Annotated in this window: 26 protein-coding genes; 9 read left to right on the forward strand and 17 right to left on the reverse strand. The window is 65.8% G+C overall.

The window, feature by feature from the left end; all coding sequences use genetic code 11:
• Positions 1-24 precede the first annotated feature (24 nt).
• Positions 25-639 (reverse strand): helix-turn-helix domain-containing protein, encoded by a 615-nt coding sequence (locus AB0I14_RS01255; protein ID WP_358014692.1) that lies wholly within the window; start codon positions 637-639, stop codon positions 25-27.
• Between the two features lie 199 nt (positions 640-838).
• Here AB0I14_RS01255 and AB0I14_RS01260 point away from each other — a divergent pair, with 199 nt between their 5' ends.
• Together AB0I14_RS01260 and AB0I14_RS01265 are read left to right on the forward strand one after the other, a co-directional pair.
• Positions 839-1,768 (forward strand): hypothetical protein, encoded by a 930-nt coding sequence (locus AB0I14_RS01260; RefSeq protein ID WP_358014694.1) that lies wholly within the window; start codon positions 839-841, stop codon positions 1,766-1,768.
• A 218-nt stretch (positions 1,769-1,986) separates the two neighbouring features.
• Positions 1,987-2,553 carry a TetR family transcriptional regulator gene (locus AB0I14_RS01265; RefSeq protein ID WP_358014696.1) on the forward strand — a complete coding sequence of 189 codons (567 nt, stop codon included), beginning with the start codon at positions 1,987-1,989 and terminating at the stop codon, positions 2,551-2,553.
• A 17-nt stretch (positions 2,554-2,570) separates the two neighbouring features.
• Here the strand turns inward: AB0I14_RS01265 and AB0I14_RS01270 are convergent, their stop codons facing one another.
• Positions 2,571-2,849, reverse strand: a complete 279-nt coding sequence (locus AB0I14_RS01270; RefSeq protein ID WP_358014699.1) for a ferredoxin — start codon at positions 2,847-2,849, stop codon at positions 2,571-2,573.
• A gap of 2 nt (positions 2,850-2,851) precedes the next feature.
• Positions 2,852-3,997, reverse strand: coding sequence for a Rieske 2Fe-2S domain-containing protein (locus AB0I14_RS01275; RefSeq protein ID WP_358014702.1), 1,146 nt, complete (start codon positions 3,995-3,997; stop codon positions 2,852-2,854).
• Between the two features lie 144 nt (positions 3,998-4,141).
• Between AB0I14_RS01275 and AB0I14_RS01280 the strand changes: the two genes are divergently transcribed.
• Positions 4,142-5,845, forward strand: coding sequence for a 3-ketosteroid-delta-1-dehydrogenase (locus tag AB0I14_RS01280; protein WP_358014705.1), 1,704 nt, complete (start codon positions 4,142-4,144; stop codon positions 5,843-5,845).
• 33 nt (positions 5,846-5,878) lie between these two features.
• Here AB0I14_RS01280 and AB0I14_RS01285 read toward each other — a convergent pair whose 3' ends face one another.
• Complete coding sequence (locus tag AB0I14_RS01285) at positions 5,879-6,544, reverse strand: PadR family transcriptional regulator (protein WP_358014708.1); 666 nt, start codon at positions 6,542-6,544, stop codon at positions 5,879-5,881.
• 185 nt (positions 6,545-6,729) lie between these two features.
• Between AB0I14_RS01285 and AB0I14_RS01290 the strand changes: the two genes are divergently transcribed.
• The 3 genes from AB0I14_RS01290 to AB0I14_RS01300 all read left to right on the forward strand — a co-directional run bounded on the left by AB0I14_RS01290 (position 6,730) and on the right by AB0I14_RS01300 (position 9,095).
• Positions 6,730-7,206: a flavin reductase family protein gene (locus tag AB0I14_RS01290; protein WP_358014711.1), complete on the forward strand. Its 477-nt coding sequence runs from the start codon at positions 6,730-6,732 to the stop codon at positions 7,204-7,206.
• A 4-nt stretch (positions 7,207-7,210) separates the two neighbouring features.
• The gene (locus tag AB0I14_RS01295) at positions 7,211-7,813 is read left to right on the forward strand and encodes a PaaI family thioesterase (RefSeq protein WP_358014713.1); all 603 of its coding nucleotides are present in this window, start codon (positions 7,211-7,213) and stop codon (positions 7,811-7,813) included.
• A 115-nt stretch (positions 7,814-7,928) separates the two neighbouring features.
• The gene (locus tag AB0I14_RS01300; protein WP_358016680.1) at positions 7,929-9,095 is read left to right on the forward strand and encodes an APC family permease; all 1,167 of its coding nucleotides are present in this window, start codon (positions 7,929-7,931) and stop codon (positions 9,093-9,095) included.
• On the opposite strand, the gene AB0I14_RS01305 is transcribed toward AB0I14_RS01300, so the two are convergent.
• Complete coding sequence (locus tag AB0I14_RS01305; protein ID WP_358014716.1) at positions 9,071-9,742, reverse strand: hypothetical protein; 672 nt, start codon at positions 9,740-9,742, stop codon at positions 9,071-9,073. The two genes, AB0I14_RS01300 and AB0I14_RS01305, sit on opposite strands and share 25 nt — an antisense overlap.
• 39 nt (positions 9,743-9,781) lie before the next feature.
• Positions 9,782-10,255: a nuclear transport factor 2 family protein gene (locus AB0I14_RS01310; protein ID WP_358014719.1), complete on the reverse strand. Its 474-nt coding sequence runs from the start codon at positions 10,253-10,255 to the stop codon at positions 9,782-9,784.
• Between the two features lie 107 nt (positions 10,256-10,362).
• On the opposite strand from AB0I14_RS01310, the gene AB0I14_RS01315 reads away from it, so the two are divergent.
• Positions 10,363-10,965, forward strand: coding sequence for a TetR family transcriptional regulator (locus AB0I14_RS01315; RefSeq protein ID WP_358014722.1), 603 nt, complete (start codon positions 10,363-10,365; stop codon positions 10,963-10,965).
• Between the two features lie 28 nt (positions 10,966-10,993).
• Here AB0I14_RS01315 and sulP read toward each other — a convergent pair whose 3' ends face one another.
• On the reverse strand, positions 10,994-12,688 hold the full coding sequence (gene sulP / locus AB0I14_RS01320; protein WP_358014725.1) for a sulfate permease: 1,695 nt from the start codon (positions 12,686-12,688) through the stop codon (positions 10,994-10,996).
• Positions 12,689-12,751: 63 nt separating this feature from the next.
• Here sulP and AB0I14_RS01325 point away from each other — a divergent pair, with 63 nt between their 5' ends.
• The gene (locus tag AB0I14_RS01325; protein WP_358014727.1) at positions 12,752-14,026 is read left to right on the forward strand and encodes a solute carrier family 23 protein; all 1,275 of its coding nucleotides are present in this window, start codon (positions 12,752-12,754) and stop codon (positions 14,024-14,026) included.
• Here AB0I14_RS01325 and AB0I14_RS01330 read toward each other — a convergent pair.
• The 5 genes from AB0I14_RS01330 to AB0I14_RS01350 all read right to left on the reverse strand — a co-directional run bounded on the left by AB0I14_RS01330 (position 14,007) and on the right by AB0I14_RS01350 (position 19,613).
• A complete protein-coding gene (locus AB0I14_RS01330) occupies positions 14,007-15,023 on the reverse strand; it encodes an NAD(P)/FAD-dependent oxidoreductase (protein ID WP_358014730.1) in 1,017 nt (338 codons plus the stop codon). The two genes, AB0I14_RS01325 and AB0I14_RS01330, sit on opposite strands and share 20 nt — an antisense overlap.
• On the reverse strand, positions 15,020-15,529 hold the full coding sequence (locus AB0I14_RS01335) for an isoprenylcysteine carboxylmethyltransferase family protein (protein ID WP_358014733.1): 510 nt from the start codon (positions 15,527-15,529) through the stop codon (positions 15,020-15,022). Before AB0I14_RS01335 ends, AB0I14_RS01330 begins: the two co-directional genes overlap by 4 nt.
• The gene (locus AB0I14_RS01340) at positions 15,529-16,596 is read right to left on the reverse strand and encodes a 3-oxoacyl-[acyl-carrier-protein] synthase III C-terminal domain-containing protein (protein WP_358014736.1); all 1,068 of its coding nucleotides are present in this window, start codon (positions 16,594-16,596) and stop codon (positions 15,529-15,531) included. The genes AB0I14_RS01335 and AB0I14_RS01340 overlap by 1 nt, the downstream gene beginning before the upstream one ends.
• Positions 16,597-16,674: 78 nt before the next feature.
• The gene (locus tag AB0I14_RS01345) at positions 16,675-18,111 is read right to left on the reverse strand and encodes a M28 family metallopeptidase (protein WP_358014739.1); all 1,437 of its coding nucleotides are present in this window, start codon (positions 18,109-18,111) and stop codon (positions 16,675-16,677) included.
• The gene (locus AB0I14_RS01350) at positions 18,108-19,613 is read right to left on the reverse strand and encodes a M28 family metallopeptidase (RefSeq protein ID WP_358014742.1); all 1,506 of its coding nucleotides are present in this window, start codon (positions 19,611-19,613) and stop codon (positions 18,108-18,110) included. The genes AB0I14_RS01345 and AB0I14_RS01350 overlap by 4 nt, the downstream gene beginning before the upstream one ends.
• Positions 19,614-19,950: 337 nt before the next feature.
• On the opposite strand from AB0I14_RS01350, the gene AB0I14_RS01355 reads away from it, so the two are divergent.
• Positions 19,951-20,655, forward strand: coding sequence for a slipin family protein (locus AB0I14_RS01355; RefSeq protein ID WP_358014745.1), 705 nt, complete (start codon positions 19,951-19,953; stop codon positions 20,653-20,655).
• A gap of 7 nt (positions 20,656-20,662) precedes the next feature.
• Here the strand turns inward: AB0I14_RS01355 and AB0I14_RS01360 are convergent, their stop codons facing one another.
• The 5 genes from AB0I14_RS01360 to AB0I14_RS01380 all read right to left on the reverse strand — a co-directional run bounded on the left by AB0I14_RS01360 (position 20,663) and on the right by AB0I14_RS01380 (position 23,841).
• Positions 20,663-21,421 carry an ABC transporter permease subunit gene (locus tag AB0I14_RS01360; RefSeq protein ID WP_358014748.1) on the reverse strand — a complete coding sequence of 253 codons (759 nt, stop codon included), beginning with the start codon at positions 21,419-21,421 and terminating at the stop codon, positions 20,663-20,665.
• The gene (locus AB0I14_RS01365) at positions 21,418-22,329 is read right to left on the reverse strand and encodes an ABC transporter ATP-binding protein (RefSeq protein ID WP_358014751.1); all 912 of its coding nucleotides are present in this window, start codon (positions 22,327-22,329) and stop codon (positions 21,418-21,420) included. The genes AB0I14_RS01360 and AB0I14_RS01365 overlap by 4 nt, the downstream gene beginning before the upstream one ends.
• A 47-nt stretch (positions 22,330-22,376) precedes the next feature.
• Complete coding sequence (locus AB0I14_RS01370; RefSeq protein ID WP_358014754.1) at positions 22,377-22,667, reverse strand: WXG100 family type VII secretion target; 291 nt, start codon at positions 22,665-22,667, stop codon at positions 22,377-22,379.
• Between the two features lie 16 nt (positions 22,668-22,683).
• On the reverse strand, positions 22,684-22,983 hold the full coding sequence (locus AB0I14_RS01375) for a WXG100 family type VII secretion target (RefSeq protein ID WP_358014757.1): 300 nt from the start codon (positions 22,981-22,983) through the stop codon (positions 22,684-22,686).
• An 87-nt stretch (positions 22,984-23,070) separates the two neighbouring features.
• On the reverse strand, positions 23,071-23,841 hold the full coding sequence (locus AB0I14_RS01380; protein WP_358014760.1) for an SGNH/GDSL hydrolase family protein: 771 nt from the start codon (positions 23,839-23,841) through the stop codon (positions 23,071-23,073).
• Between the last annotated feature and the right edge of the window lie 98 nt (positions 23,842-23,939).

The following is a 23,939-nucleotide window of genomic DNA, read 5'->3' on the forward strand; positions in this document are numbered from 1 at the left end:
CGATTCCGTCTCTACCGACTGCGATCAGCCCTGTCGCGACAGAATCGGCAGGGCACCGATGATCATCGTCATCCCAACCCGCAACGCGGCCCGCAGGCTGTCGAAATCGCCGTCTGCGACCCAGTGCAGGTATGCATGCCGGCATACCTGAATTACCAACTGTGCCGGTAATTCTCGCGTACATGAGTTGCTCCCGAGATCAAACCGGGACGACAGAAACTCAGATATCGGGCCGATGAGATCCTGCCCCCAATCCAGCCAACGCAGCCGGTACTGGGGGTCGTTGACGACCAGCGCCAGGAACGTGCGATCGAATTCGACGGTGCCCCGTTTGGGGACTTCGGTACTGAATGCCTCAACCAAGACCTCGACGGCCTCATCCTGCGGTTCTGCGTCTGCAAGCACCTCGATGCTCAGGGTGCCGAAACGGCGCAGCAACGGCAGCACCACATCCTCCTTCACCGGGAAGTGTCGGTGAAACGTCCGCGGAGCCACCCCCGCCGCCGCGCAGATCCGCTCTACGGTGACCGAAGTCGAACCCGCGGCGAGGAAGAGATCGCGCGCGGCCATCGCGATATCCAATCGAAGCTCCTCCGCGCGCCGCTCAGCCAGCGTCGCCGGCTTGTCAGCCTTCCGCATCCGATTCCTCCCTTCTGACCAGCGAATTCGATTCTATGGCCGGCGAGCACCTGCCAGGTCTCATAGCTCGACGCACCTCCCGATGACCGGGAATCGGCCGACGAGCTTTGGCTGTCCGCCATTAGTTTCAGCTTGTCAGATTCTGCCACATGAGCAGATTCTGACACCCAGTTGGCATCGCAACCATTTAGGAGTAACCGTGACAACGGAAACCGAGGAAACCGCCGTTGACGGCGAGGAGCTGAACTACGACGACTACACCCATGACTTCATGGGCAAGGTCGGAAACATCCGAGACTTCTCGCGTGACTTCCTTCTCGGCTTGGCCAGGGTGTTCGAAGACGTCCTGAATTTCGTCCCCTACGCCCACGTGAAGATCTACTCGGAGAAGGTCGGGATCAACGCCGCCATGGATGTTGCCGCCGACGTCTCCCGGGCCGGGCTGCGGCAGGTGATGCCGATGGGGCGTTTCATCGCACCCCCGGGCTGGGACTGGAAGAACGCCCAGTACCAGGCCATCCCCTTCGACGTTCAGACCGAAGACCTGACGAAGCCGGCATTGATCCGCCTGATCCAGACCTACTGGGACCAATACCTCAAGGGCCACAACTACTTCATCGACCAGTGGACCAAGATCATCCCCGAAGAAGAGGTCTGGCTCGGCTTGCCCGACATGTACCAGCTGATCATCGACTACCAGTATCCGAAGCTTGCGAAGGTGTTCAAGATCGAGCCCGTGCAAGTCGTCGATTTCCTCAAACTTGCCGTGTTGAGCATCGACGGCACTCTGGGCTACGGCGGCGAGTACATCGTGCACAACCCCGATCACGTGGTCCTGAACATGCGCCGCTGCGAGGTGCTTCAGAAGTACACCGATGAAGGTCTCTACCCACCTGCGCGGGCGTGGATGAACTGCACCTTCGAGCAACGCATCTCAGCCCCGTTCTTTCCGGGCTGCAATCTCGCCATCAACCTGCCGCCCAAAGACTTCAAGTTCGCCGACGGTGAGCCCTTCTGCGTGTGGACCTATACCCGAGGAGAAGACAACCACGCCGCTGCAGCCGCAGCCCCCGATCCGCGCGCGAGCGCGATGAAGAAGATTCCGATCATGCCGGTGTCGTCCAGCTAGACGGACCGGGACCGACCCAGTCACCGGAAGCGGCCCGGTGACTGGGTCATGACCTTGTGACGCAACGACTGACAGGTGACTAATCCTGATCCGGAATGCCCGGTGAGCGAGACCACGGGTACTCAATCGGCGGAACCGAACCTAGTGTTCTCGCTGTGAGGACATCTGAGTTGAGGGTCGCGACGGAGTCATTTCGACTCGACGCTACCGAATCGCACTTGGGTACACCAGAACTCAAGCCCCGCGGATTGGACCGCCGCGACCGTATCGTCAATGCCGCCATGCAACTGGCGGCCGGCGGCTACGACAACTGCCAGATCCGTTCAGTCGCCACCGTGGCGGGCGTGGCGTCCGGCACTGTGTACCAATATTTCCCGTCCAAGGATGACCTGCTGCTAGCGTGTTTTCACGAGTGGCTGTGGGATTTCGAGACGGAGTTTCGCTGCGTCACCAATGAGCCGGATCCTTTTCAGCGCTTACTGCAGGTGGCCCTGACACTCACCGACAGGCTGTCCTCATCGCCCGATCTCGCCGAGGCGATGATTCGCCCTTACCTGTACGCCGACGGCACCGCTGCGGCTCAGGCGGACATGGTGCGCAGGCAGATAGTCCGGATCTTCATCGGGTCCGTCGGAGACGGTCAATCGACCCCACGCCAAATCGGCGCTGCCGAAATTCTCTCCGATGTCTGGATGACCAACATCGCCGCATTCACCCAGCAGCGCATCGCGCTGGGGGAACTGTCACGGCGGCTTACCCGTACCGTCGGTCTCCTGAAGGGGTAGCCGACGGTTTCACACCGTCACCATCTCTCGTCGACGACCGGCAGCGCTCCGGAGCGTACTGCGTCGGCGATGGAACCGCTGAGCGCCGAGCATGCCAGGAACAGACCCCCGGTTGCCGGACCGGCCAACTGAGTTGCAGTGCAACGCTCCTCACACCGGCTCAACGAAGCGCCGGTCCACTGAACGCTGGTCTGCTGCCAACTGCTCTTGCGTACCTGAACGCAGGCACCGCAGCTCCCACACGTCACCGGCATCATCGGCGCGTCGTCGAGGCGATTGTCCGGGCGGACCGTCATCGTCAACCCACCGACTGGGACGCGGCAGTGCGGGCCGCCAGATTGGCTTCCACTTCCTTCATCCAGGCCTCGTACGGCTGCGTGGTATCCAGCTCAAATTCGAAGCGGTCCACCATGTCTGATGTCACGTCAGCCGAGTCGACATAGAACTGCTCGTACCAGCGCCGCAGCTGATACACCGGTCCATCCTCTTCCACCAGAAGCGGATTGTCGATCCGGGTCTTGTTGCGCCAGATCTCGACGTCCTGCTCGAAACCCATCTTGACGAAGTCGCCGAGCGCGACTGCCGTCTGCACCGCGAGTTCCTCGGGCATCGCCGCGTTCTTTTGCACCACGATCCCGTACTGCAGCACAAAAGAATTGGCGTCGATCGGGTAGTGGCAGTTGATCAGCACCGTCCGCTGGTCGAAGTCCTCGTAATGGTAGGTCAAATCGTCAACCATGAACGAGGGCCCGTGGTATGAGGCCAACGAGGTGGTACCGAAAAGCTTGGAGCCCTCGGGGTCTCCGATATCGGGGCGGCCGGCACTCTTCATGTACTGGGTGGCGACATGGCCTTCGAAGATGTTCTTGAAGTGTGTCGGAAGCGAGCCGTGGATGTAGAAGAAGTGCGCCATGTCGACGACGTTGTCGATGATCTCCCGGCAGTTGGTGTTGACCACCGTGGTGTACCAGTGCCAATCGGTCCAAGCATCGCTGGTGGCGCCTTCGATCCGAGGAATCGTGACATCCGCCGGCGGCGCCTTGCGTTCAGGGTCATTCCACACGAACAGCATGCCGTCCTGCTCCAGCGTGGGCCACGCGGCGGTGCGGGCCAATCGCGGTGTGCGCTTGCTGTACGGCACCATCTTGCACCGGCCGTCTCCTCCCCAGCGCCAGTCATGGAACGGGCAGGCGATCTCATTGCCCTTCACAGTCCCCTGGGACAGGTCTCCGCCCATGTGCCGGCAGTATCCGTCGAGCACGTTGATGGCGCCGTCCTCACCGCGAAATACGACCAGCTTCTGGCCGAAAGCGTTGACCTGGTGCGGTTCTCCATCGCCGAAATCGCGAATCAGCCCCAAGCAATGCCAACCACGGGCAAACCTGATGGGTACCGAACCGGCCTCGATCAACCGAATCTCGTCGGTATCTGAGTGCGTCGTCATGTTTGCGGCCCGTCCTTTGATCACTGGATTTCCTTGGCTGGTGTGCCCATTGAACTGCGACTACGGGGCGACGGGAAGGTCAGTGTTCCGCTCAAAGGGAGGCGAGAATCAATATTGTCGCCCGCAGCCCTATCGTCGACGACCGTGACCGCCACCAGCCACAAGACCATCCCTGCCGGACTGACCGTTGACGCCACCGAGGTAGACCTTCTCGTCGTCGGGTCGGGTACCGGACTCAGTGCGGCTCTGGCGGCCCACGAGCAGGGGCTGTCGGTGCTCGTCATCGAAAAGTCTTCCTACGTAGGCGGTTCGACCGCCCGATCTGGAGGCGCCCTCTGGCTGCCGTCGAGCCCGGTGATCGAGGAATGCGGCGGCACCGACCCCGTGCAGCGCGCCCGCACATACCTGGATGCCATCGTCGCGGATTCGGCACCTCAGGAGCGTTCCGCCGCCTACCTTGACAGCCTGCCCGCGACTGTTGAGATGTTGCGCCGCACCACGCCGATGAAACTGTTCTGGGCCAAGGAGTACTCGGACTACCACCCCGAAGCTCCGGGTGGATCGGCGGCGGGACGCACGTGCGAATGCCGCCCGCTCAACACGGCCATACTTGGCGAATACCTGACTGACCTGCGGCCCGGCGTCATGGAAGTCAAAATTCCAATGCCGACCACCGGTGCCGACTACCGCTGGTTGAACCTGATGAGCCGGGTGCCACGAAAGGGACTTCCCACCATCATCAAGCGGCTCGCGCAGGGTGTTGGCGGCCTGGCACTCGGGAGGCGCTACGCCGCCGGTGGCCAGGCCTTGGCTGCCGGATTGTTCGCCGGAGCGATTCGGGCCGGGATCCCGATCTGGCTCGACACGTCACTGACCGAACTGGTCACCGACGGTGACCGAGTCACCGCGGCTGTCGTCGAGCGTGGCGGCAAGAGCTTCACCGTCACCGCCCGGCGCGGTGTGGTGCTCGCGGCCGGCGGTTTCGATCACCACATGGACATGCGTTGGAAGTTCCAATCCGAGTCCCTCGGCCGCAATCTCAGCCTTGGTGCGGAGTCCAACACCGGCGATGCCATTCGGGTCGGGCAGGATGTCGGCGCGGATATTGCCCTGATGGATCAATCGTGGTGGTTCCCCGCCGTAGCGCCTCTTCCGGGGGCAGCTCCTGCGGTGATGCTCGCGGAGCGGTCGCTGCCGGGATCGTTCATCGTCGACCAGGACGGTCAGCGATTCGCGAATGAATCGGCCGATTACATGAGCTTCGGGCAACGCGTCCTGCATCTCGAAGAAGCAGGTACACCGGTGGAAAGCATGTGGATCGTCTTCGACCAGCAGTACCGAAACAGCTACGTCTTCGCCGCCGAACTGTTTCCCCGTATGCCGATCCCACAGACTTGGTATGACGCCGGAATCGCCGTCAGAGCAGACAATTTCATCGAACTCGCAGCCAAAATGCGGGTGCCTGAAGCGAACTTCTCTGCGACCGTAACGCGCTTCAACGAGAACGCTTTCGCCGGTGAGGATCCCGACTTCGAACGGGGCCGCAGTGCCTATGACCGTTACTACGGCGATCCCACGATCACTCCGAACCCGAACCTGCGCCCGCTGGTCAAAGGTCCGTTCTATGCGGTCAAGATGGTGCTCAGCGACCTGGGTACGTGCGGCGGCCTCCGTGCTGACGATCACGCCCGAGTGCTCCGCGAAGACGGCAGCGCGATCGACGGGCTGTATGCGATCGGCAACACCGCTGCCAACGCATTCGGAAGCGTTTATCCTGGCGCCGGCGCGACCATCGCGCAGGGCCTGGTCTACGGCTACATCGCCGCCCTCCACGCCGCACGCAAATGAGCTGCGGCGCAGCGAAACACGAATAAAGGAAGGTCAGTCGACGTCTTCGGCGTCGGCTTTCCTTTCGATTTCATACCAGTAGGCGGGGTCCGGCCACGGAATCTTCGCGCCTTCACCGGCTTTCGGAAAGTTCGCCTCAGCCTCGTCGAGATCCTTGATCAGTTTCAAGGTGAGTTCCCGCTCGGACTCGTAATAGCGTTCCGCCCAGTCCAACGCGATCTTGGCGTACGCCCATGACGGATCAGCCCCGGCCCACCGTGCCTCTTTGGCCGCATCACGTTGCATCTCATCGACGTAAGCGATGTGCTCCTGCAGGATCTTCTTGAGTGCCGCGGGATCACTGAGATGTCCCATGGTCACCCGCAGTACTGCCGGATGCTTCAGCGTCGGGGGATCCACCGGTGCATCCCGCGCCCAGCGGGTGACAGCGTCCAGACCTTTTTCGGTGATCTTGTAGAGGCGACGATTGCGCGTGCCGGTGCCGTCGACCCGAGAAGTGAGCAAGCCCATCTTCTCCAGCTTCTTCAGCTCGGAGTAGATCTGGCTGAAGGCCGGACTGCCGAGGTAAAAACGCATGCTCCAGTGGATCCACTTGCGGATGTCGTAGCCCGATAATTCGGTCTCATACGACATCATCCCGAGCAGCGCCCAGCTGGTCGCGGCTAGCGCTGGCTTGGCTGTCGGCTCAGGGTCTTCCACGGAACCAGGGTAACAATCCAGGTCACGGCGTTACTTGGCATCACCCGCTGGTCGGGAGACGCTGTTGCTCCTCGTACTCGTCACGACGAATCTAGGTCATGAGACCACACGAGGGACGGAGACCAATGGGACTCGAGAACGCCGCGATACTCGGCACGGCACCTCCGCGACCAAGACCCCAAGACATGCGCGCCGTACTGGGGCACTTCTGTACCGGTATCGCGGTCATCACCGGTCACGACGGGCTACGGCCGGTGGGATTTACCTGCCAGTCAGTCACCTCGGTGTCGCTGGACCCGCCATACGTCTCGTTCTGCCCGTCCCGGAACTCCTCAAGTTGGCCACTGATTCGCGCGAGCGGTCGGATGTGCATCAACGTCCTCGCCGCCGACCAGGAATCAGTGTGCGCACAGTTCGCCCGCAGCAGCGACGACAAGTTCGCCGGCCTCCCCTGGAGCCCGGCGGCCAATGGAGCCCCGCGACTGCACGGAACTTTGGCCACCATCGAAGCCGACCTGGAGTTCGAACACGGCGCCGGTGACCACACCATTGCCGTCGTCCACGTCACGGCCCTGGAAGCCCACGCCGGCCAACCGTTGCTGTTCTACCGAGGCGATTACGGCGGCTTCGCCGACCGGCCGGCCGATCCTATACCGGGGTGAAGACGTGTCACTGAACAGCGAAACCGTCGTCCCGGAAGCGCTTTACGCGTCCCTCACCGAATCCGTGCGTCGGCTGGTCGATGCCACCATCCGCAGCCGGGCCGACTTCGACAGCATCACCTCCGCCAAGGCGAAGATCGACGCAGCGGCCGACGAACTCAGTCAGTCGCTGATCCCAGGTTCCTTCGGTGTCCAACACGCCCCGGACGGGCAATCCCTCGCGTGGGGGAACGCAGTCATCGGACTGCGCAATGCCTTGGCGCCCCCGTTGGCGGTTCACCACGAATCCGACGGGCGAGTGTGGGCCGAGGTAACACTCGGTGCCGCCTACGAGGGACCTGCCGGCCATGTGCACGGCGGAATCTGTGCCCTTCTCCTCGACCATGTCCTCGGCGCAACCGCACACAAGCCAGGCCGGCCCGCGGTAACCGGAACACTGACGGTCCGCTACGAAGCCGGCACTCGGCTCGGCCCGGTTCGTGCCGAGGCACACATCGACCGCGTTGAAGGCGCGAAGACCTTCGCTGTCGGACACCTCGCCACCTCAGACGGCGTCACGGTCCGCGCAGAAGGTGTCTTCTTCCACCCGCGCGCAGCCACGCGATAGCCGCACCCGCAATGCGCAGAGCGGGCGTGCGCCCTAATATCGCGGGGTGACCACGCCCGGCGGGCTGCAACGCAGACTCGGGACCACCGATGCCGTCGTGATCGGCCTGGGATCGATGGTGGGCGCGGGCATTTTCGCCGCGCTGGCCCCGGCTGCCGGTGCGGCCGGAAGCGGACTGCTCATCGGCCTCGCCGTCGCCGCCGTCGTCGCCTACTGCAATGCGTCGTCCTCGGCGCGACTGGCCGCGCGCTACCCGCAATCCGGCGGCACCTACGTCTACGGGCGCGAACGGCTCGGCGAGTTCTGGGGTTACACGGCCGGGTGGAGTTTCATCGTCGGCAAGACCGCCTCCTGTGCGGCGATGGCGCTGACCGTCGGGGTGTACGTCTGGCCGCAGGGGGCGCATGCCGTGGCGGTGGCCGCGGTGGTGGCGTTGACGGCGGTGAACTACGCCGGAATCCAGAAGTCGGCACTGCTGACCCGGATCATCGTCGCGAGCGTGCTGGCGGTGCTGGCCGCGGTGGTGGTGATCATCGCCGGTTCCGGCGCCACGGACCTCGCCCGCCTGGAGATCGGTGACGACGTCGGTGCCGGTGGCGTACTGCAGGCCGCCGGCCTGTTGTTCTTCGCGTTCGCCGGTTACGCCCGGATCGCCACCCTGGGGGAAGAAGTCCGTGACCCGGCGCGCACCATTCCGCGCGCGATTCCGATCGCGCTGGGTATCGCGCTGGTGATCTACGCGGGCGTGGCGGTCGCGGTGCTCTCGGTCCTCGGTGGCTCGGGCCTGGCGTCGGCGCCCGCTCCGCTGGCCGATGCGGTGGTCGCGGCGGGCGCCCCGCACTGGCAACCGGTGGTGCGGGCCGGGGCCGCGGCGGCAGCACTGGGCTCACTGCTGGCCCTGATCCTCGGGGTGTCGCGCACGACGCTGGCGATGGCCCGTGACCATCACCTGCCGCATGGGCTGGCCGCCGTGCATCCGCGGTTCGCCGTCCCGCACCGGGCCGAGGTGGTGGTCGGCATCGTGGTGGCGATACTGGCCGCGGTGGTGGATCTTCGCGGCGCGATAGGGTTTTCGTCGTTCGCGGTGCTGCTGTACTACGCGATCGCGAATGTGTCGGCATGGACCCTCGAGCCGAAAAACTGGTGGCACCGCATCATCGCGGCGCTCGGCCTCATCGGCTGCCTGGTGCTGGCCTTCTCGCTACCACTGACCTCGGTACTCGCCGGGCTCGCCGTGGTAGCGGTGGGTGCCGCGATCTACGGTGCGAGGTCGTACACGTAACGGCTGGTCGGCACCGAGTCGAGGTTCTGGTGTGCCCCGAACCGCGTCACACTCTCGATCATCAACGTGAGACGACGCCGGAGTTCGGCGTCGTCGCCACCGCTGCCGTAGAAGGCGTGCATATCGGTCATGGCCGCCATCGGGAACAGTTCCTCGACCACGGCATCGACGCGGTCGCTGCCGAGAACCGTTCGTAGGACCCGGTTCTGGACGTAGCCGAAGGTCGACTGGGTCTCGATGGCCACGTCGGTGTGCAGCCCCTGCCACCGGCGCAGCCACTCGGCGGCGTCCAACTCCTCCGGGATTCGCAGGAATCCGATCTGGGCCAGCGCCGGGGCACGGACGCCATCGGCCGTATCCGGCGGAACCAACGGCGTCCGCTCCTCCACTTCCCAGCCCACGCAACGCTCGGCGGGCCCGGACAGCAGCGCCGCGACGTCGTCGGGTTCGGTCTCGGTCCAGACCGTCACCACGGCACGCACGGGGACGTCGAAGGTGGTGATGCGCAGTGTTGCCGGCGCGACGTCGTCATCGTCCAGGTTGACCTGCAGCCTGCTCACTCCGGCCGCACGCATCTCCGCGCGGAACTCCGGGGTTCGCAGGGCGGTGTCGAGCCCCGGTCCCCACAGGGCATAGATGAACTTCATGCTGCCTCCCGCCTTGAACCGATCAAACTAGAGTGAATTTCAGACGTGCTTCATGGCTGGCGGCTCACTCAGCATGACTCCACCGGCCTTCAACCAAGCACCGACCGCGCGAGGTGCGTCCCGGTTGGGGTTGTAGATGTCCTCCTCGCTGGAGAACAGGTTGCCCCCGGCGTAGACGAGGCGGGTGATGTTGGGAAAGCCGAACTCCCGCCCCGGCTCGCTCGGGTGATCGAGGACATTGAGGATTTCCATGACGATCGCCCCGTTCTCCTCGTCAAAGGCCACCCAGGTGTGCGGAAAACGCATATGCGGGAAGGGCATCATCGTGGCCGTGATCCACCGCCTGACCGCCTCGCGACCTTCGAAGACGCCGTAGGCGTGCTCGATGTAGGTGACGTCCTCGGTGAAGAGGTCCGCAAACGGAGCCCATTCGCCGGTCTTGGAGCAGACCTCGACGGTCCTGGTGTAGTGATCGAGCGCGCCGGACAACTCTTCACGGGTGAATTTCGCCATGACGAACCTCTCTTCGATGACTAGAATGAATTTCAGTTGTGAGCGAGGTTACAGGGCGAACGGATCGTGTTCTAGGGTGAGTTCGCCGTCGACAGGGGGAAGTAGCGTTGCCGAGGATCGGGGAACCACGTCCCGCCGCTGAGCCCAATTCGGAGGATCAGCAGGAGCGGCGCGAGGCGATCCTGCGCGCGGCCGGTGTACTGGGCGCGCTGCGGCCCATCGAGCAGGTGCAGATGCAGGAGGTCGCGAAATCGGCCGGGGTGGCCCTGGGCACGCTGTACCGGTACTTCCCCTCCAAGACCCACCTGTTCCTCGCCGTGATGGCCGACCGGGTCGAAGGGATGCAGGACGGCGTCCATCGCCGGTCCACCCCATCGGGGACAGCGGCCGACCGGGTTTTCGACGTACTGGCGCGGGCTACCCGCACGATGCTGCGCCAACCCCACCTGAGCGCCGCCATGCTCAACTCACTCAACGCCGCCGATGGCGCAGTGGTCGCCGAGGTGGGCCGGATCGATCAGCTGGTACGCACCATGCTGCTGGATGCCTCCGGTGTGAAACAACCAAATCCACAACAGATCTCGTTGGTGCGCCTGGTCCAACAAGCCTGGCACGGGATCCTGCAGTCCAGTCTGAACGGGCGCATGTCCGCCGCCGAGGCGCAGGACAGCCTCAAGACGGCCTGCACGCTCCTGCTTGCGTCCTTGTGAGCGGTGCTCCTGACTGCCGGCTCAGCGCTCAGCCCTGAGCGCTGTCCGCGCGATTGCGGAACGCCTCGACGGCCGTCGGCAGGGTGGGAAAGATCCGGTCGGTGCCGACGCGGTCGAGAAAGCCCGCTGCCACCAGGTCGTCGCGCAGATCGGCCTTGACCCGGGCCATCGCGAACACGATGCCCTGCGCGGTCAGCTCACGGCGCAGCTGTTCCAGCGCATCGACAGCCGTCAGGTCGGGGTCGACGTTGGCCTCGGCGTTGTAGACGAACCATTCGACCTTCTCCGGGGCGTCCGCGACCGCGGCCAACGCGCGTTCCCGGAAATCCTCGGCGTTGGCGAAGAACAGCGGGGCGTCGTAGCGGTACACCACCAGCCCCGGAACCACAGCGGCGTCCGGATAGTCATCGACGTCGTGCATCCCCGCGACGCCGGGGACATAGCCGAGCACACTGTCGTGTGGGCGGGCGATCCGCCGCAGCGCGTCCATGAGGGACAGGGCAATCGCCACCAACACGCCGTAGAGCACACCGAAGCCCAGCACCGCGACCGTGGTGGCCACCGCCAGAAGCAGCTCGCTGCGCCGGAAGCGTGCCAGCCGCCGGAACTCTGCGACGTCGATCAGCCGCAACGCGGCGTAGACCACGAGGGCACCCAACGCGGCCATCGGGAAATGCTCCAGCAGGTCACGCCCAACCAGCATGACCAACAAGACCGTCGCCAGCATCACCAACGAGTACAGCTGCGTGCGGCTTCCCACGGTGTCACCCAGCGCAGTACGGCTTCCGCTGGAACTCACCGGAAAACCCTGCGTGACACCGGTTGTCAGGTTGCAGATACCCAGCGCTCGCAGCTCGGCGTTGGAGTCGATGGTCTCCCCCTTGCGCGCCGCGAAGGTGCGCGCCGTCAGGGCGTTGTCGGAGAACGCGACAACCGCAATACCGACCGCCGGGATCATCAGACCCAACAGCTCCGTCATCGGCACCGGCGGAAGCGCGGGTTTCGGCAATCCGGCCGGGATTCCGCCGACCACCCGGATTCCCTTGTCATCCAAGGAAAACAGCCACACCACCGCGGTGGCTGCCAGCACCGCGACCAGCGGGCCCGGGAACCGCGGCGAGATCCGGTACAACACGAGCAACAGCGCCAGCACCGCGGCCGACAAAGCCAGGGTCAGCGTGTGCAGCGACCCGATACCGGTGGCGAACGAGCGAATCTGGTCGATGAACTCGTCCCCGGTGACCTCTATGCCGGTGATCTTGCCTAGTTGGCCGCTGATCATGATGACGGCCACCCCGGTCATGTAGCCGATCAGAACGGGGCGGGACAGCAGGTCGGCCAGGAACCCCAGTCCACACAGCCCGGCCACCAGGCAGATGGCACCCACCAACAGCGCCAGGACCGCCGAAAACGCGGCGTAACGCGCCGGATCGCCGATGACCAGCGGAGCCAGCGCCGTGGCCGTCATCAACGCCGTGGTGGACTCCGGGCCGACCGACAGTTGTCGCGACGAACCCAGCAGCGCGTACACGGCCATCGGCACCAACGCCGCCCACAGCCCCGCCACCGGTGGCAGGCCCGCCACGGTCGCATAGGCCATCACCTGCGGCACCAGGTAGGCCGCGACCGTCACCCCGGCCAGGACGTCACCACGCAACCAGGACCGTTGATAGCCGGTGAACTGCGCCAGTCCCGGGACCACGCGCGCCAGGTTCGGTTTCATCACGGTTGATTCTCGCCGCAGTCCGCGTGCACGGCAGCCGATCATGGTGTGTAGTCGACAATCGTGATCCCGCTGAGTTGGAAATACGTCGAGACCCGCACCGACGACGACTTCGTCGTCGCTCCCGGGGAACGGCTCGATTGGGCCAGCACCATCGGCATCGGTGCCCAGCACGTGGTGGCCATGTTCGGCGCCACGTTCCTGGTTCCGGTGCTCACCGGCTTTCCGCCGGCCACCACTCTGCTGTTCTCCGGTGTCGGGACCATTCTGTTCCTGCTCATCACCGGCAACCGGTTGCCGAGCTATCTGGGGTCGAGTTTCTCGGTGATCGCCCCGGTGACCGCGGCGGTGGCCGCCCACGGAACCGGAAGTGCGCTGGGCGGTTTGATCGCCGTCGGGCTGCTGCTGATCCTCATCGGCGCGGTGGTGCACCTGATCGGAACCCGGTGGATCGACCTGACCCTGCCGCCGGTGGTGACCGGGGCGATCGTCGCGCTGATCGGCTTCAACCTGGCCCCGGCGGCCAAGGCCAACTTCGAGAAGGGCCCGCTGGTCGGGTTGGTGACGCTGGTGTTGCTGGTCGCGACGCTGGCCTTCTTCAAGGGGTTGATCGGCAGGCTGGCGATCTTCGGCGCGGTCGTGATCGGGTATCTGCTGGCGCTGGTCCTCGGCGACGTGGACACCGCGGCGATCGCGGCGGCGCCGTGGCTGGGCCTGCCCGAGTTCCACACCCCCACGTTCAGTCTGGCGGTTCTACCGCTGTTCCTGCCCGCGGTGATCGCACTGGTCGCCGAGAACATCGGGCACGTCAAGTCGGTGGGACAGATGACCGGCACCGACCTCGATCCGATGATCGGCCGGGCTCTGGCGGCCGACGGGGTGGCCACCGTGCTGGCCGGCGCCGGCGGCGGTTCGGCCACCACCACCTACGCCGAGAACATCGGGGTGATGGCGGCCACCCGGGTCTACTCGACCGCGGCCTACTGGGTGGCCGCTGCGGTGGCGATCACATTGTCGTTGTGCCCCAAGGTCGGAGCGACGATCTCGGCGATCCCGCCGGGTGTGCTGGGCGGCGCGACCATTGTGCTCTACGGCCTGGTCGGCATCCTGGGCGTGCGGATCTGGCTGACCAACCACGTGGACTTCTCCAAGCCCGTCAACCAGATGACCGCGGCCATCCCGCTGATCATCGGGATCGCCGACTTCACCTGGCAACTGGGTTCTCTGACGTTCACCGGGATCGCGCTGGGCTCCATCGCCGCGCTACTGGTGTTCCACGGCATGCGGTTGTTGGAGTACCTCGGCAATCTGGCGCAACCTAGGAGCCAAGAGCGTTGACCACCCGGGTGAACACCCACGGCAGCGCCGCCGATGCCGGGGTGATGCAGGCCCGCACCGGACCAAAACCGCTGCCGTGCAACAGGGCTGCGGTCAGCAACCGGTAGCGACGGGTCAGCGCGCGCCACTGCCGGTCGTAGTCACCGGGCCGCTCGGCCCGGACACACCCCACCAGAAGTTCGGCGGCACCGAAGGCCAGGCCCATCCCCTCACCGGTCAGCGCATCCACGTAGCCTGCCGCGTCACCCACCAACAACACCCGCCCCGCGCTGCGGTTGCGGACCTTCTGCCGCAGCGGCCCGGCGGCCCGGTCCTGGCCGTGCTCAAGGCCGTTGATCCGCTCGACCAGCATCGGGAATGCCGCCAGGTGCTGATCGAACCCGCCGCGCTCCGAGGTCAGGATCGCTATCCCGACACAGTTGTCGCCGACCGGCGTCACATACGCCTCGGCATCGGGCCCCCAGTAGACCTCGACGCAATCCGACCACGGGGCGATCTGGACATGACGCCGGATCCCCCAGCGGCGTCGCCTGCCCTCACCGCCGCTGAGCCCCAGCGAGCGGCGGATCGGCGAATGCAGACCGTCGGCGGCCGCCAGGTAGCGGGCCCGAAAACCGGCCGCGCTCACCGATGTCGAGTCCTGGGTCACCAGCCCCACCTCACCGTGGACCACTCGGACCCCGGCCGCCGAGGCCGCCTCCGACAGTGCGGCGTGCAGCACCGTGCGACGCACCCCGTAACCGGACCCGTCGCGGAACCTGGCCTCGGCGGTGCGCCGCCCGTCCAGGTAACGAATACCCCGAAATGCCCGTCCGTCTATCTCGGCGCCCAGGCGCTGCAACTGCCGGACCGAGTGCGGCATCAGGCCCTCACCGCAGGCCTTGTCGATCGGGCCGCTGCGGCGCTCCACCACCACGGCCTCAAGCCCGGCGCGCGCGGCGTGCACCGCGGTGGCCAGCCCGGCCGGGCCGCCACCTGCAACGAGCAAATCAATCACGACAAACCTTGCAACGCTTCATTTTCCACGCGGATTCTGGTCCGCAGCAACGCAGCGTTGGCCACGGTGAACACCAACGCCGTGATCCAGGCGCCGCCGGCCAGCGGCAACGCGGCCCCCTCGGTGACCACTGCCACATAGTTCGGGTGCGGAATCAACCGGTATGGACCGCCGACGACGCGCGCGGCGCCGGGCACCACGACGACCCTGGTGTTCCACTGTCTGCCCAGGGTGGTGATGCACCACCAGCGCAACGCCTGGGCGGCCAGTACCACCGCGAGCATCGCGCGGCCGAGTATGGGCGACGACCTGCGCCTGCGGGCCTCCAGCACCGAGCCGATCAGCAGCCCGCTGTGCAGCGCCACCATCACCGGATAGTGGCCGGCCCCGAATTCCCTGCCACCCTGGGCGGTGCTCCACTGCAGGTTCCGTTTGGACACCACCAGCTCGAGGACCCGCTCGGCGGCAACAAGGACGATCAGCGCGGTGAATCTCTTGGCCGTCATCAGCGCCAGCGCAGCAGGACGAGTTCCGAGCAGAAACCCGGACCCATGGCCATCATCACCCCGGGCGTATCCGACTCCGGCCGTTTGCAGATGGTGTCGCGCAGTACGTGCAGCACCGAGGACGACGACAGATTCCCGACTTCGGCGAGCGACTGCCAGGTGAGATCCAGTGCATCCTCAGGCAATCCGAGGGTTTCGATGATCGCCTCGATCACCTTCGGCCCACCCGGATGGCTGACCCAGGCGGACACATCGTCAACGGAAAGCCCGTGATCGCCGAGGAATCCGGCGACGTCATCACCCAGGTAGCGCCCCACGAAGCCCGGGACTTCGGCGCTGAGCACGATCTCGAAGCCTTCGGAACCGATGTCCCAGCCCATGGCGTGCAACGAATCCGGGTAGAGATGGCTGCGTGAGTCCAGCACATCGGGTCCGGTCGGGTTGAGCTGACGGGCCCGTTGCTCGCCGACCGCCACCACCGCGGCGGCACCGTCACCGAACAGCGCACCGGCCACCAGCGTCGGCATGGAGGGATTGTGTTTGCGCGTCAGCGAACACAGTTCCACCGACACCAGGACCGCCACCTTGTCGGGCGCACCGCGCAGATAGTCGTTGAGCCGGGCGATACCGGCGGCACCGGCCACACAACCCAGCCCGAAGATCGGGATGCGGCGCACGTCCGGCCGCAGGCCGAGGCGCCCGGCGATCCGGGCGTCCAGCGACGGGACCGCGGCGCCGGTGACGGTCGTGGTGACGATCAGGTCCACATCCTGCGGACGCAGACCCGCCTCATCCAACGCCCCGGACAGAGCGGCGCAGCCCAGTTCGGTTGCATGCTCGATGAACAGGCTGTTGCTCTTGCCGAAATCATCGAGCAGGGCGTATTCCTCGAGCGGCAGGACCAGATATCTGCTGTTCACTTTCGCGCTTTTGTGCAGCGCTCGCATCACGTCCTCGGACTCGGCGTATCCGGGCAGGTCCAGCAGGGCGCTGGTGACCTCATCCTGGGTGTACCGATGAGGGGGCAGTACCGCATGGACGCCGGCAATGGTGCTGTGGCTGGGCATTCTCGCGACGTTAATTCCCATACCTGTACAACGGGGGCCTACGCTCGCCGGTTCAACGCTCCTTCGATCAATCCGGGCTCAACCACGGTGACGCTTGTCACGTACCGGCACGCCGTTGGGGCCCTCGATCGACCGGGCGTACGTACCGACGGTGAACGCGATCGCCGATCCCATGATCCCGAGCGCGCGCGCATCGATGTTGTCGATGGTGTCGCGGCGGGTGTGATAGTTGGGATCGAAGGCCGCCCCGGCCCGTCCGCCCCACAACCGGGCCTGCACCTCGGTCTTGCGCTGCGACGACCCGGTGGTCGCGCCCCCGATCGGCACCCCGGCCTGCAGGAGTGGGTGGTAGTCCGAGTTGATGCCGATCGGCATGTCCGCCGGCCGCACCCCGGCAAGGTTGAGATAACCCGCCATGGTCCGTTCGATACCGGCCGAGCCCTCGGGTATCGGCTTGGGATCGGTGGCCTGACCGGACTGGTCCCCGTCGTAGGTGAAGAACCCGGCGTTGGGTGAGCCGACCATGTCGAAGTTCAGGTACAGCGCGAGATCGTCGAGTTGATCCAGCGGCAGGTTGCGCACGTACTGCGTCGACCCTTCCAGCCCCATCTCCTCGGCACCCCAGAACGCGAACCGCACCGCATTGGTGGCCTTCGGCGAACTGCCCAGCTGCAGCGCGGTTTCCAGCACGGCCGCCACGCCCGAACCGTTGTCGTTGATGCCGGGCCCGCCACCCACACTGTCCAGGTGTGCGCCGACGAGCACCACATCCGAGGCCGAACCGGTCTTCGTCTGCGCAGTCACGTTGCGGGATCTGACCATCTCGGCTTTGCCGTCGAGGGTCAGCCGGACCGGGGCGCTGGTGCGTAGCAACGCCGCATCCGCAGTCTCGTCGATGACACCTACCGGGACGGTGAGCTGACGGTAGTAGCCGGTGGTGAACAAACCGCCCGGAGCGGGCTGCCGCCCGCGGTTGACCACCAGCAACCCCACCGCACCCTTGTCCAATGCGGTGTTCTGTTTTGCCACAACGGAACACCCGGTGTCGTCGACGACCGCGATAGCGCCCGAGATGTTGACCGAACCGTAGTCGGCGGCCGCGCATCCGGACGGTTTGACCGGATGCAACGTGGGTGCGTTGAGCCCGCCCGGCGCCGTCATCACCAGCATCGAGGCCTGATCCACTTCGAAAGTGCGCCCGGACACGTTCAGCGTCGGGTTGCCTCCCCGCATCGATCCCATGCGCTCGAACTCAGGCGTCTGTACGTCGAAACCCTTGTCCCGCAGCAGTTGTGCCACATAGTCGACACTGGCGTCGTATCCGGAACTGCCGACCGCCCGGTTGCCGTCATGGCTATCGGCGATCTCCTGGAGCTTGCGCAGGTGGGTGAACATGGCGTCGACGGTGATCTTGGCCGCCAGTTCCTGTGGCTCGACAGCCTTCGGCGCTGGCTGCGCCGAGCAGCCCGCCAGTGCGGCACCGAGCAATATCGCAGCGAGTCCGCGCGCCCTCACTGCGCGTTGATCTGGTGGCGGGTGCGGTCCGAACGGACCGGTAAACCGTTGCGGCCCCGCTGATCTTGGGCATACAGCCCGACGGCGTATGCGACTCCCTCACCATGTATCTGCAATGCATCCCGGTTCACGTGGTCAAGGGTATCGGTGCTCTTGTGGTAGTTGGGATCGAACGGTTGATCCGCCCGACCGGCCCACAATTTCGCCTCTTCGGCGTTCATCTTGTCCTCGGCGCCCGAGAACAACCCACCGGCGGGAACCCCGGCCATGGTGAACCCGTCGTAGTCGGATCGACCGTCAAAACTGGTGTCGCGCGGGGTCTTTCCGGCGTCTTCCAGATACGTCGCCAGGGTGCGCTCGATTCCCGCCGAGCCCTCGGGGACGCGCGGGCGCCCCTGCTCGTCCAGCGGCGCGGACTGGTCGCCGTCGTAGGTGAAGTAACCCGCGTTGGGCGAGCCCAGCATGTCGAAGTTCAGGTACATGGCGATGTCCTTGAGCGCTTCGGTGTCCAGGGATTCGACATAGTTGGTCGAGCCGAGCAAACCCTCCTCCTCGGCTCCCCAGAAGCCGAACCGCACGGCGTTGGCCACCTGCGGTGAATCACCCAGCTGCAGAGCGGTTTCCAGCACGGCAGCAACCCCGGAACCGTTGTCGTTGATACCGGGGCCTTCGGGAACGCTGTCGAGGTGTGCCCCGACCATGACCACGTCCGAGGTCGATCCGGTCTTGGTCTGGGCGATGACATTGCGAGTGTGCTCGACGCGCACCCCGGCGACGAGCTTGATCGTGGTGGGACCGGGCGCGTTGCGCAGCCTGGTGCCCTCGTCCTTGGTCACACTGACCACCGGGATCTTGACGTCGGTGTTGCGGCCCAGCGTGCCGCCCATCTTCTCGTCGTTGTCGGTGTTGACGACGATCATCGCGACGGCGCCGCGTTCGGCGGCCGCGGCCTGCTTGTCGGCGAAGGGGCAGGAGCCACGGTCGACCAGCACCACAGCACCGGCAACGGGCAGTCCGTCGTAGTCGGCGGCCTGGCACCCGGGCGTGTCCTCCACCTTGGCGGGCACCAGCGGTGCGGACACCCCTTCCTGCGCGGTGCCGATGGTGAACTCCAGCGGCTTGGCGGTGACGGGCTGGCCACCGACGGTCACCTGGGGGTCCTCGGCGAACGGAATTTTCACCTCGAACTCCGGGGTATCCACGTCAAACCCCTTATCGCGCAGCGCGTTGGCCACGTAGTCCACGCTCGCGTCGAACCCCGGGCTGCCCAGCGCGCGGTTGCCGTTGTTGGCGTTGGCAATGTCCTGCAGCTTGCCCAGATGCCCCATCATCGCGTCGGTCGACACCCGTTCACGGAGCTGGTCGGCGAACTGCACCGCCGCCGATGTGGACTCCCGGGACTGCTGCCCGTCGGTCTGCAGTTCGGTCTTTGCATCACAGCCGGCCAGCCCCACGGTCAGCGCCAGTGCGCCCAGAACCGCCCCCGTCGAAGTACGTCGCATTGCACCCACGGTAGCTGCTGCCTCGATCTGTCAGACCGATAAATCGGTTGCCTGGCGATTTGCTGTGATGGCATCGTGTTTCCCGACGCCGACAGGGAAGCAGACCGAGCGGGGTACCGCAACGTTTCTGCATGTTGCCGGCGGCGTCATGGCACAGGTAAAGGGCCTGAGGTTCGAATCCTCTCCTACAAATCCCGATACCGTCGCCGGGTTCACGCGATCAGCGACCTTGTGGCCCGCACCCGCCGGTACGGGGGTGCGACGCCCCGTCACCGATCACGTCCGGCGGCGGTATCCCTTTGCCGCACAGACACATACACCGGAAGGAGGACACGACATGGGTATCTTCACATTCAACCGAATCACCGTTTCCGCAGGCCAGTGCGCACTGGAGTACCGCGACGGCACGCTGGGTCGTGTCCTGCCCCCGGGCCGTCACCGCATTGATGTGGCGGCCTCGGTGGTGCGTGTCGAGATGCGTGAGCAGGTGCTCACGCTGGCTCCGCAGGAGGTGCTCACCTCGGATGCAGTGACGCTGCGGATCACCGTCGCACTGCAGTTCAAGGTCAGCGACGCCGTGGCCTACGTGGAGGCCGCGGCCGATCCGATGGCCGCGGTGTACCTGGCCGCGCAGATCGCCCTGCGTGACCTCGTCGCCGCGGTAACCGCCGACGAGGTCATGCAGCGCGGCAACCGCATCGATGCCGGCGCGATCGCTGCGGCGGCACGGGCGGCCGGTGCCCGCACCGGGGTCGAGGTGATCGAGGCGTTCGTCAAGGACGTGATCATCCCCGCCGAGATCCGTGCCGCGGCGATGCAGCTGGCGACGGCCAAGGCCACCGGCGCGGCGAAGCTGGAAGCGGCCCGCGCCGAGACCGCGGCCCTGCGCGCGCTGGCCAACGCCGGCAAGCTGCTGGACGCCCACCCGGCCCTGGCTCAGCTGCAGCTGATCCAGCGCGTGCCGTACGGGTCGAAGGTGGTGCTCGCCCTGGGTGGCACCGATGCGGTTTCAAACAGTGTGGTGGCGTCTGACCCGGGGTGATTCCGGGTCAGGCGTCACGCCTGTTCAGCACCACCGCGGCGGCGACGAACGCCACCGCCACCCAGACCATGAAGTAGAACAGCGAGCCCAGCTCACCCCATGACGTGAAATAGGTCGGGAACAACCACTCGACGTGCAGGAACGTGAACATGTTGGCGAACGGCAGCCACGGTCCGACCTTGGGGCCGCTGTTGGGCATGTTGCCCAGCAGGGGCTCGACCACCAGCGGCCACAGCAGCAGGACCGCCACCGCGCCGGCCGCGAACCGCACCAGCGCCCCGACGGCGACACCGAGCACCGCGGCCAGCGCGGCGTACAGCGCGAACCCGCCGGCCACCCGCCAGGTCGCGGGATTGGCCATCGAGAGTTGGGTGCCGACCACCGGATCGGCGACCATCCTGGCCACCAGTACCGAGGCCAGCACCATGACCACCGCACACACCGAGGAGAACGCCGCGCACACCACCGCTTTCGCCGTCAGCACCTGTGTGCGGTTCGGTGTGGCCAGCAACGTGGTGCGGATCAGCCCGCTGCGATACTCGCCGGTCATCGTCATCGAGGACAGCACCATCAGCACCGGAACCCCGAACACCGCGACGCCCAACGCGGCCTTGGACGGGGACAGCCCGCTGTAATGGTTCACCGTCATGCCCTGCATGGCGGCCAACCCCAGGCTGAGCACCGCGACGCCGACCACCGACCACAGTGGGGAGCGGGTGGTGGACAGCTTGATGCGCTCGGCGTCGAGCGCGGCCAGCGCGCTCATTTCTGTGCCGCCCGGTAATCGACGGCGTCATCGGTGAGTTTCAGATACGCCTCCTCCAGCGAGGCCTCACGCCGGCTCAATTCGTGCAGGGCGATCGCGTTGCGCGCGGCCAGGTCGCCGATCACCTCGATGGCCGCGCCGTGCACCGCCAGCGCGTCGCCGTCGGCGGCGGCCTCCACCTCGAACCCCGCGCCCGTGAGAACCTCACGCAGCGTTTCCAACTGGGGGCTGCGAACCCGCACGGTGTCGGCAGACGTACCGCTGACGAACTCGCTCACGGTGGTCGAGGCGATCAACTTGCCCTGCCCGATCAACACCAACCGATCGGCGGTGTTGGCCATCTCGGCCAGCAGATGGCTGGACACGAACACCGTGCGCCCCTCGGCGGCCAGGTTGCGCATCAGGGTGCGCACCCAGTGGATGCCCTCGGGGTCCAGGCCGTTGACCGGTTCGTCGAACAGCAGCACCGGCGGATCGCCCAGCAGCGCGGCGGCGATGCCCAACCGCTGGCTCATGCCCAGCGACAACGTCCCGGCGTTGCGGTCCCCTGCCGACGTCAGCCCGACCGTCTCGAGCACCTCGTCCACCCGGGTCGACGGAATCCGGTTGGCCGCGGCGATCCAGCGCAGGTGGTTGCGGGCCGAGCGGTTCGGATGGGCCTGCCGCGCATCGAGCAGGGCGCCCACCGTACGCAGCGGGTCACGCAGTTCCCGATAGTGCTTGCCATCGATGGTCGCGGTCCCGGCACTGGGATGGTCCAGTCCGAGGATCAGCCGCATCGTGGTGGTCTTGCCTGCGCCGTTGGGCCCGAGGAAGCCGGTGACCACGCCCGGTTCGACGGTGCACGTCAGATCGTCGACAGCGCGGTGAGTGCCGTAGAGCTTTGTCAGCCCGGTCAGTTCGATCATCACCGCCATCATTGCAGGCGGTGTCGTTCTTACTGCTCAGGTTGCGATCAGCTGAACATTCCCGTCACATCGGACTCGGTGGTGTTGAGCGTGTCGATGCCCGCGTGAACCGCGGCGCACAGCTGGTCCAGCGCCTGAGCCTCTTCGTCGGCTTCCTTGTTCCACTCGCTGTACTGCTGATTGAACTGTTCGGAGGCCGTGCCACTCCACATCCCCCCGATGTCGGCCATCAGCGCGGTCTCTTCTTCCAGGATCTGTTTGACCTTGGCGGCCTCGGCATCGAGCTCGGCGGCCAGCTGCCGCGACCGCTCGAACTGGACGGCGATATCGGTGCTCATTCGGAAACCTTCTGTTTCAAATGTTCATGGACTGGGCCAGCGAGCCGGCAGCATCACGGTCGGTCCCCTCGTATGCCGCAATCGCTTCGCTGAGGAGGTGCGACATGTCGAGCTCTTCGCGACGGACATCTGACGCCTGCGTGAGGTAGTTCGAGAGTGCCGACTGGACCGCCGAGCCCGACGTTCCCGTCCAGGTCGCGGCGAGCTCACCGGCGATCTCGGCCACCCGGCGCTCGTGCTCGGCGCGTTCGGCTGCGAATTTCGACAGTTGGGCAGACTTCTTCCGAAGCTCGTCGCCATTCAACCCGAGGGCCATGGCACCTCCCTCAATTCAAGCCAGAAGCGGCGGTCATCTCCGTTGAGACGATTGTTACACGCGACCATCAGCCCTGATGTCACGAATTCAGGCGTCGACGCCGGCCTGCGCCACCACCAGATCGGCGACCGCCCGCATGCCCGCGGCGTTCGGGTGCAGCGGCGCGGGCCGGCTTGGCCAGAGGAATCCGGGCCGTGTGGTCCATGGCTGGGCCGACCAGGCGTGGTGCGTCAGGCTGGCCTGTGCAGCGCGCACCCATCCGCAGTCGGTCTGTGCGGCCGCCTCTCCGGTGAGTCGTTCCAGCGTGGCCGCGACGTGCCGTCCGAGCGCGACGTCGGCGTCCGACAGTGGCGGCGACGCGACGCCTTCCGGCGACAGCAGAGTCAGGTAGTCCACGAACAGCACCTGGGCCCGCGGAGCGCGTCGCCGGATCTCACTGCCCACCGTCACCAGGGCATCGGCCACCTCGGTCAACGCCGCCGCACGCGCGTCGGGATCGAGCAGGTCGCGCAGCCGTCGCCCGAGCAGCGGCAGGGACCGGGTGAATCGCGGCAACGCGGCCGCCATCAGCTGGGGCACGTAACCGGCGTCGTTGCCGCCGATCGTGACGGTGACGAGGGCCTCGGAACCGTCGAGCGCATCGATCTGCGGTGGCGCACCGTTCTGATGCTCACGCAGTATGTGCGCGGTGGTGGCCCCGGAGTAGGTCACGTCTACCAGGTCGAGCCCGAGTTGGGCGGCCGCCAGATGCGGGTAATTGCGGGCCGAGCGGCCCGCCTGCCACGGTGCACCCTCGGCCGACGGCTTGATGCCCGGCCCGGCAGCCATCGAACTGCCCAGGGCAACATAGCGTTTCATAAGGCCGCTCCCCTGCGTCGAGCCTGCGCCCAGATCGCAATTTTGTTCATTTTCACGATCTCACCGCAGGCTCGGCGCACTCAACGCAGCCTCGGCGC

Source organism: Mycobacterium sp. NPDC050441 (assembly GCF_040655355.1).
Classification (GTDB): domain Bacteria; phylum Actinomycetota; class Actinomycetes; order Mycobacteriales; family Mycobacteriaceae; genus Mycobacterium.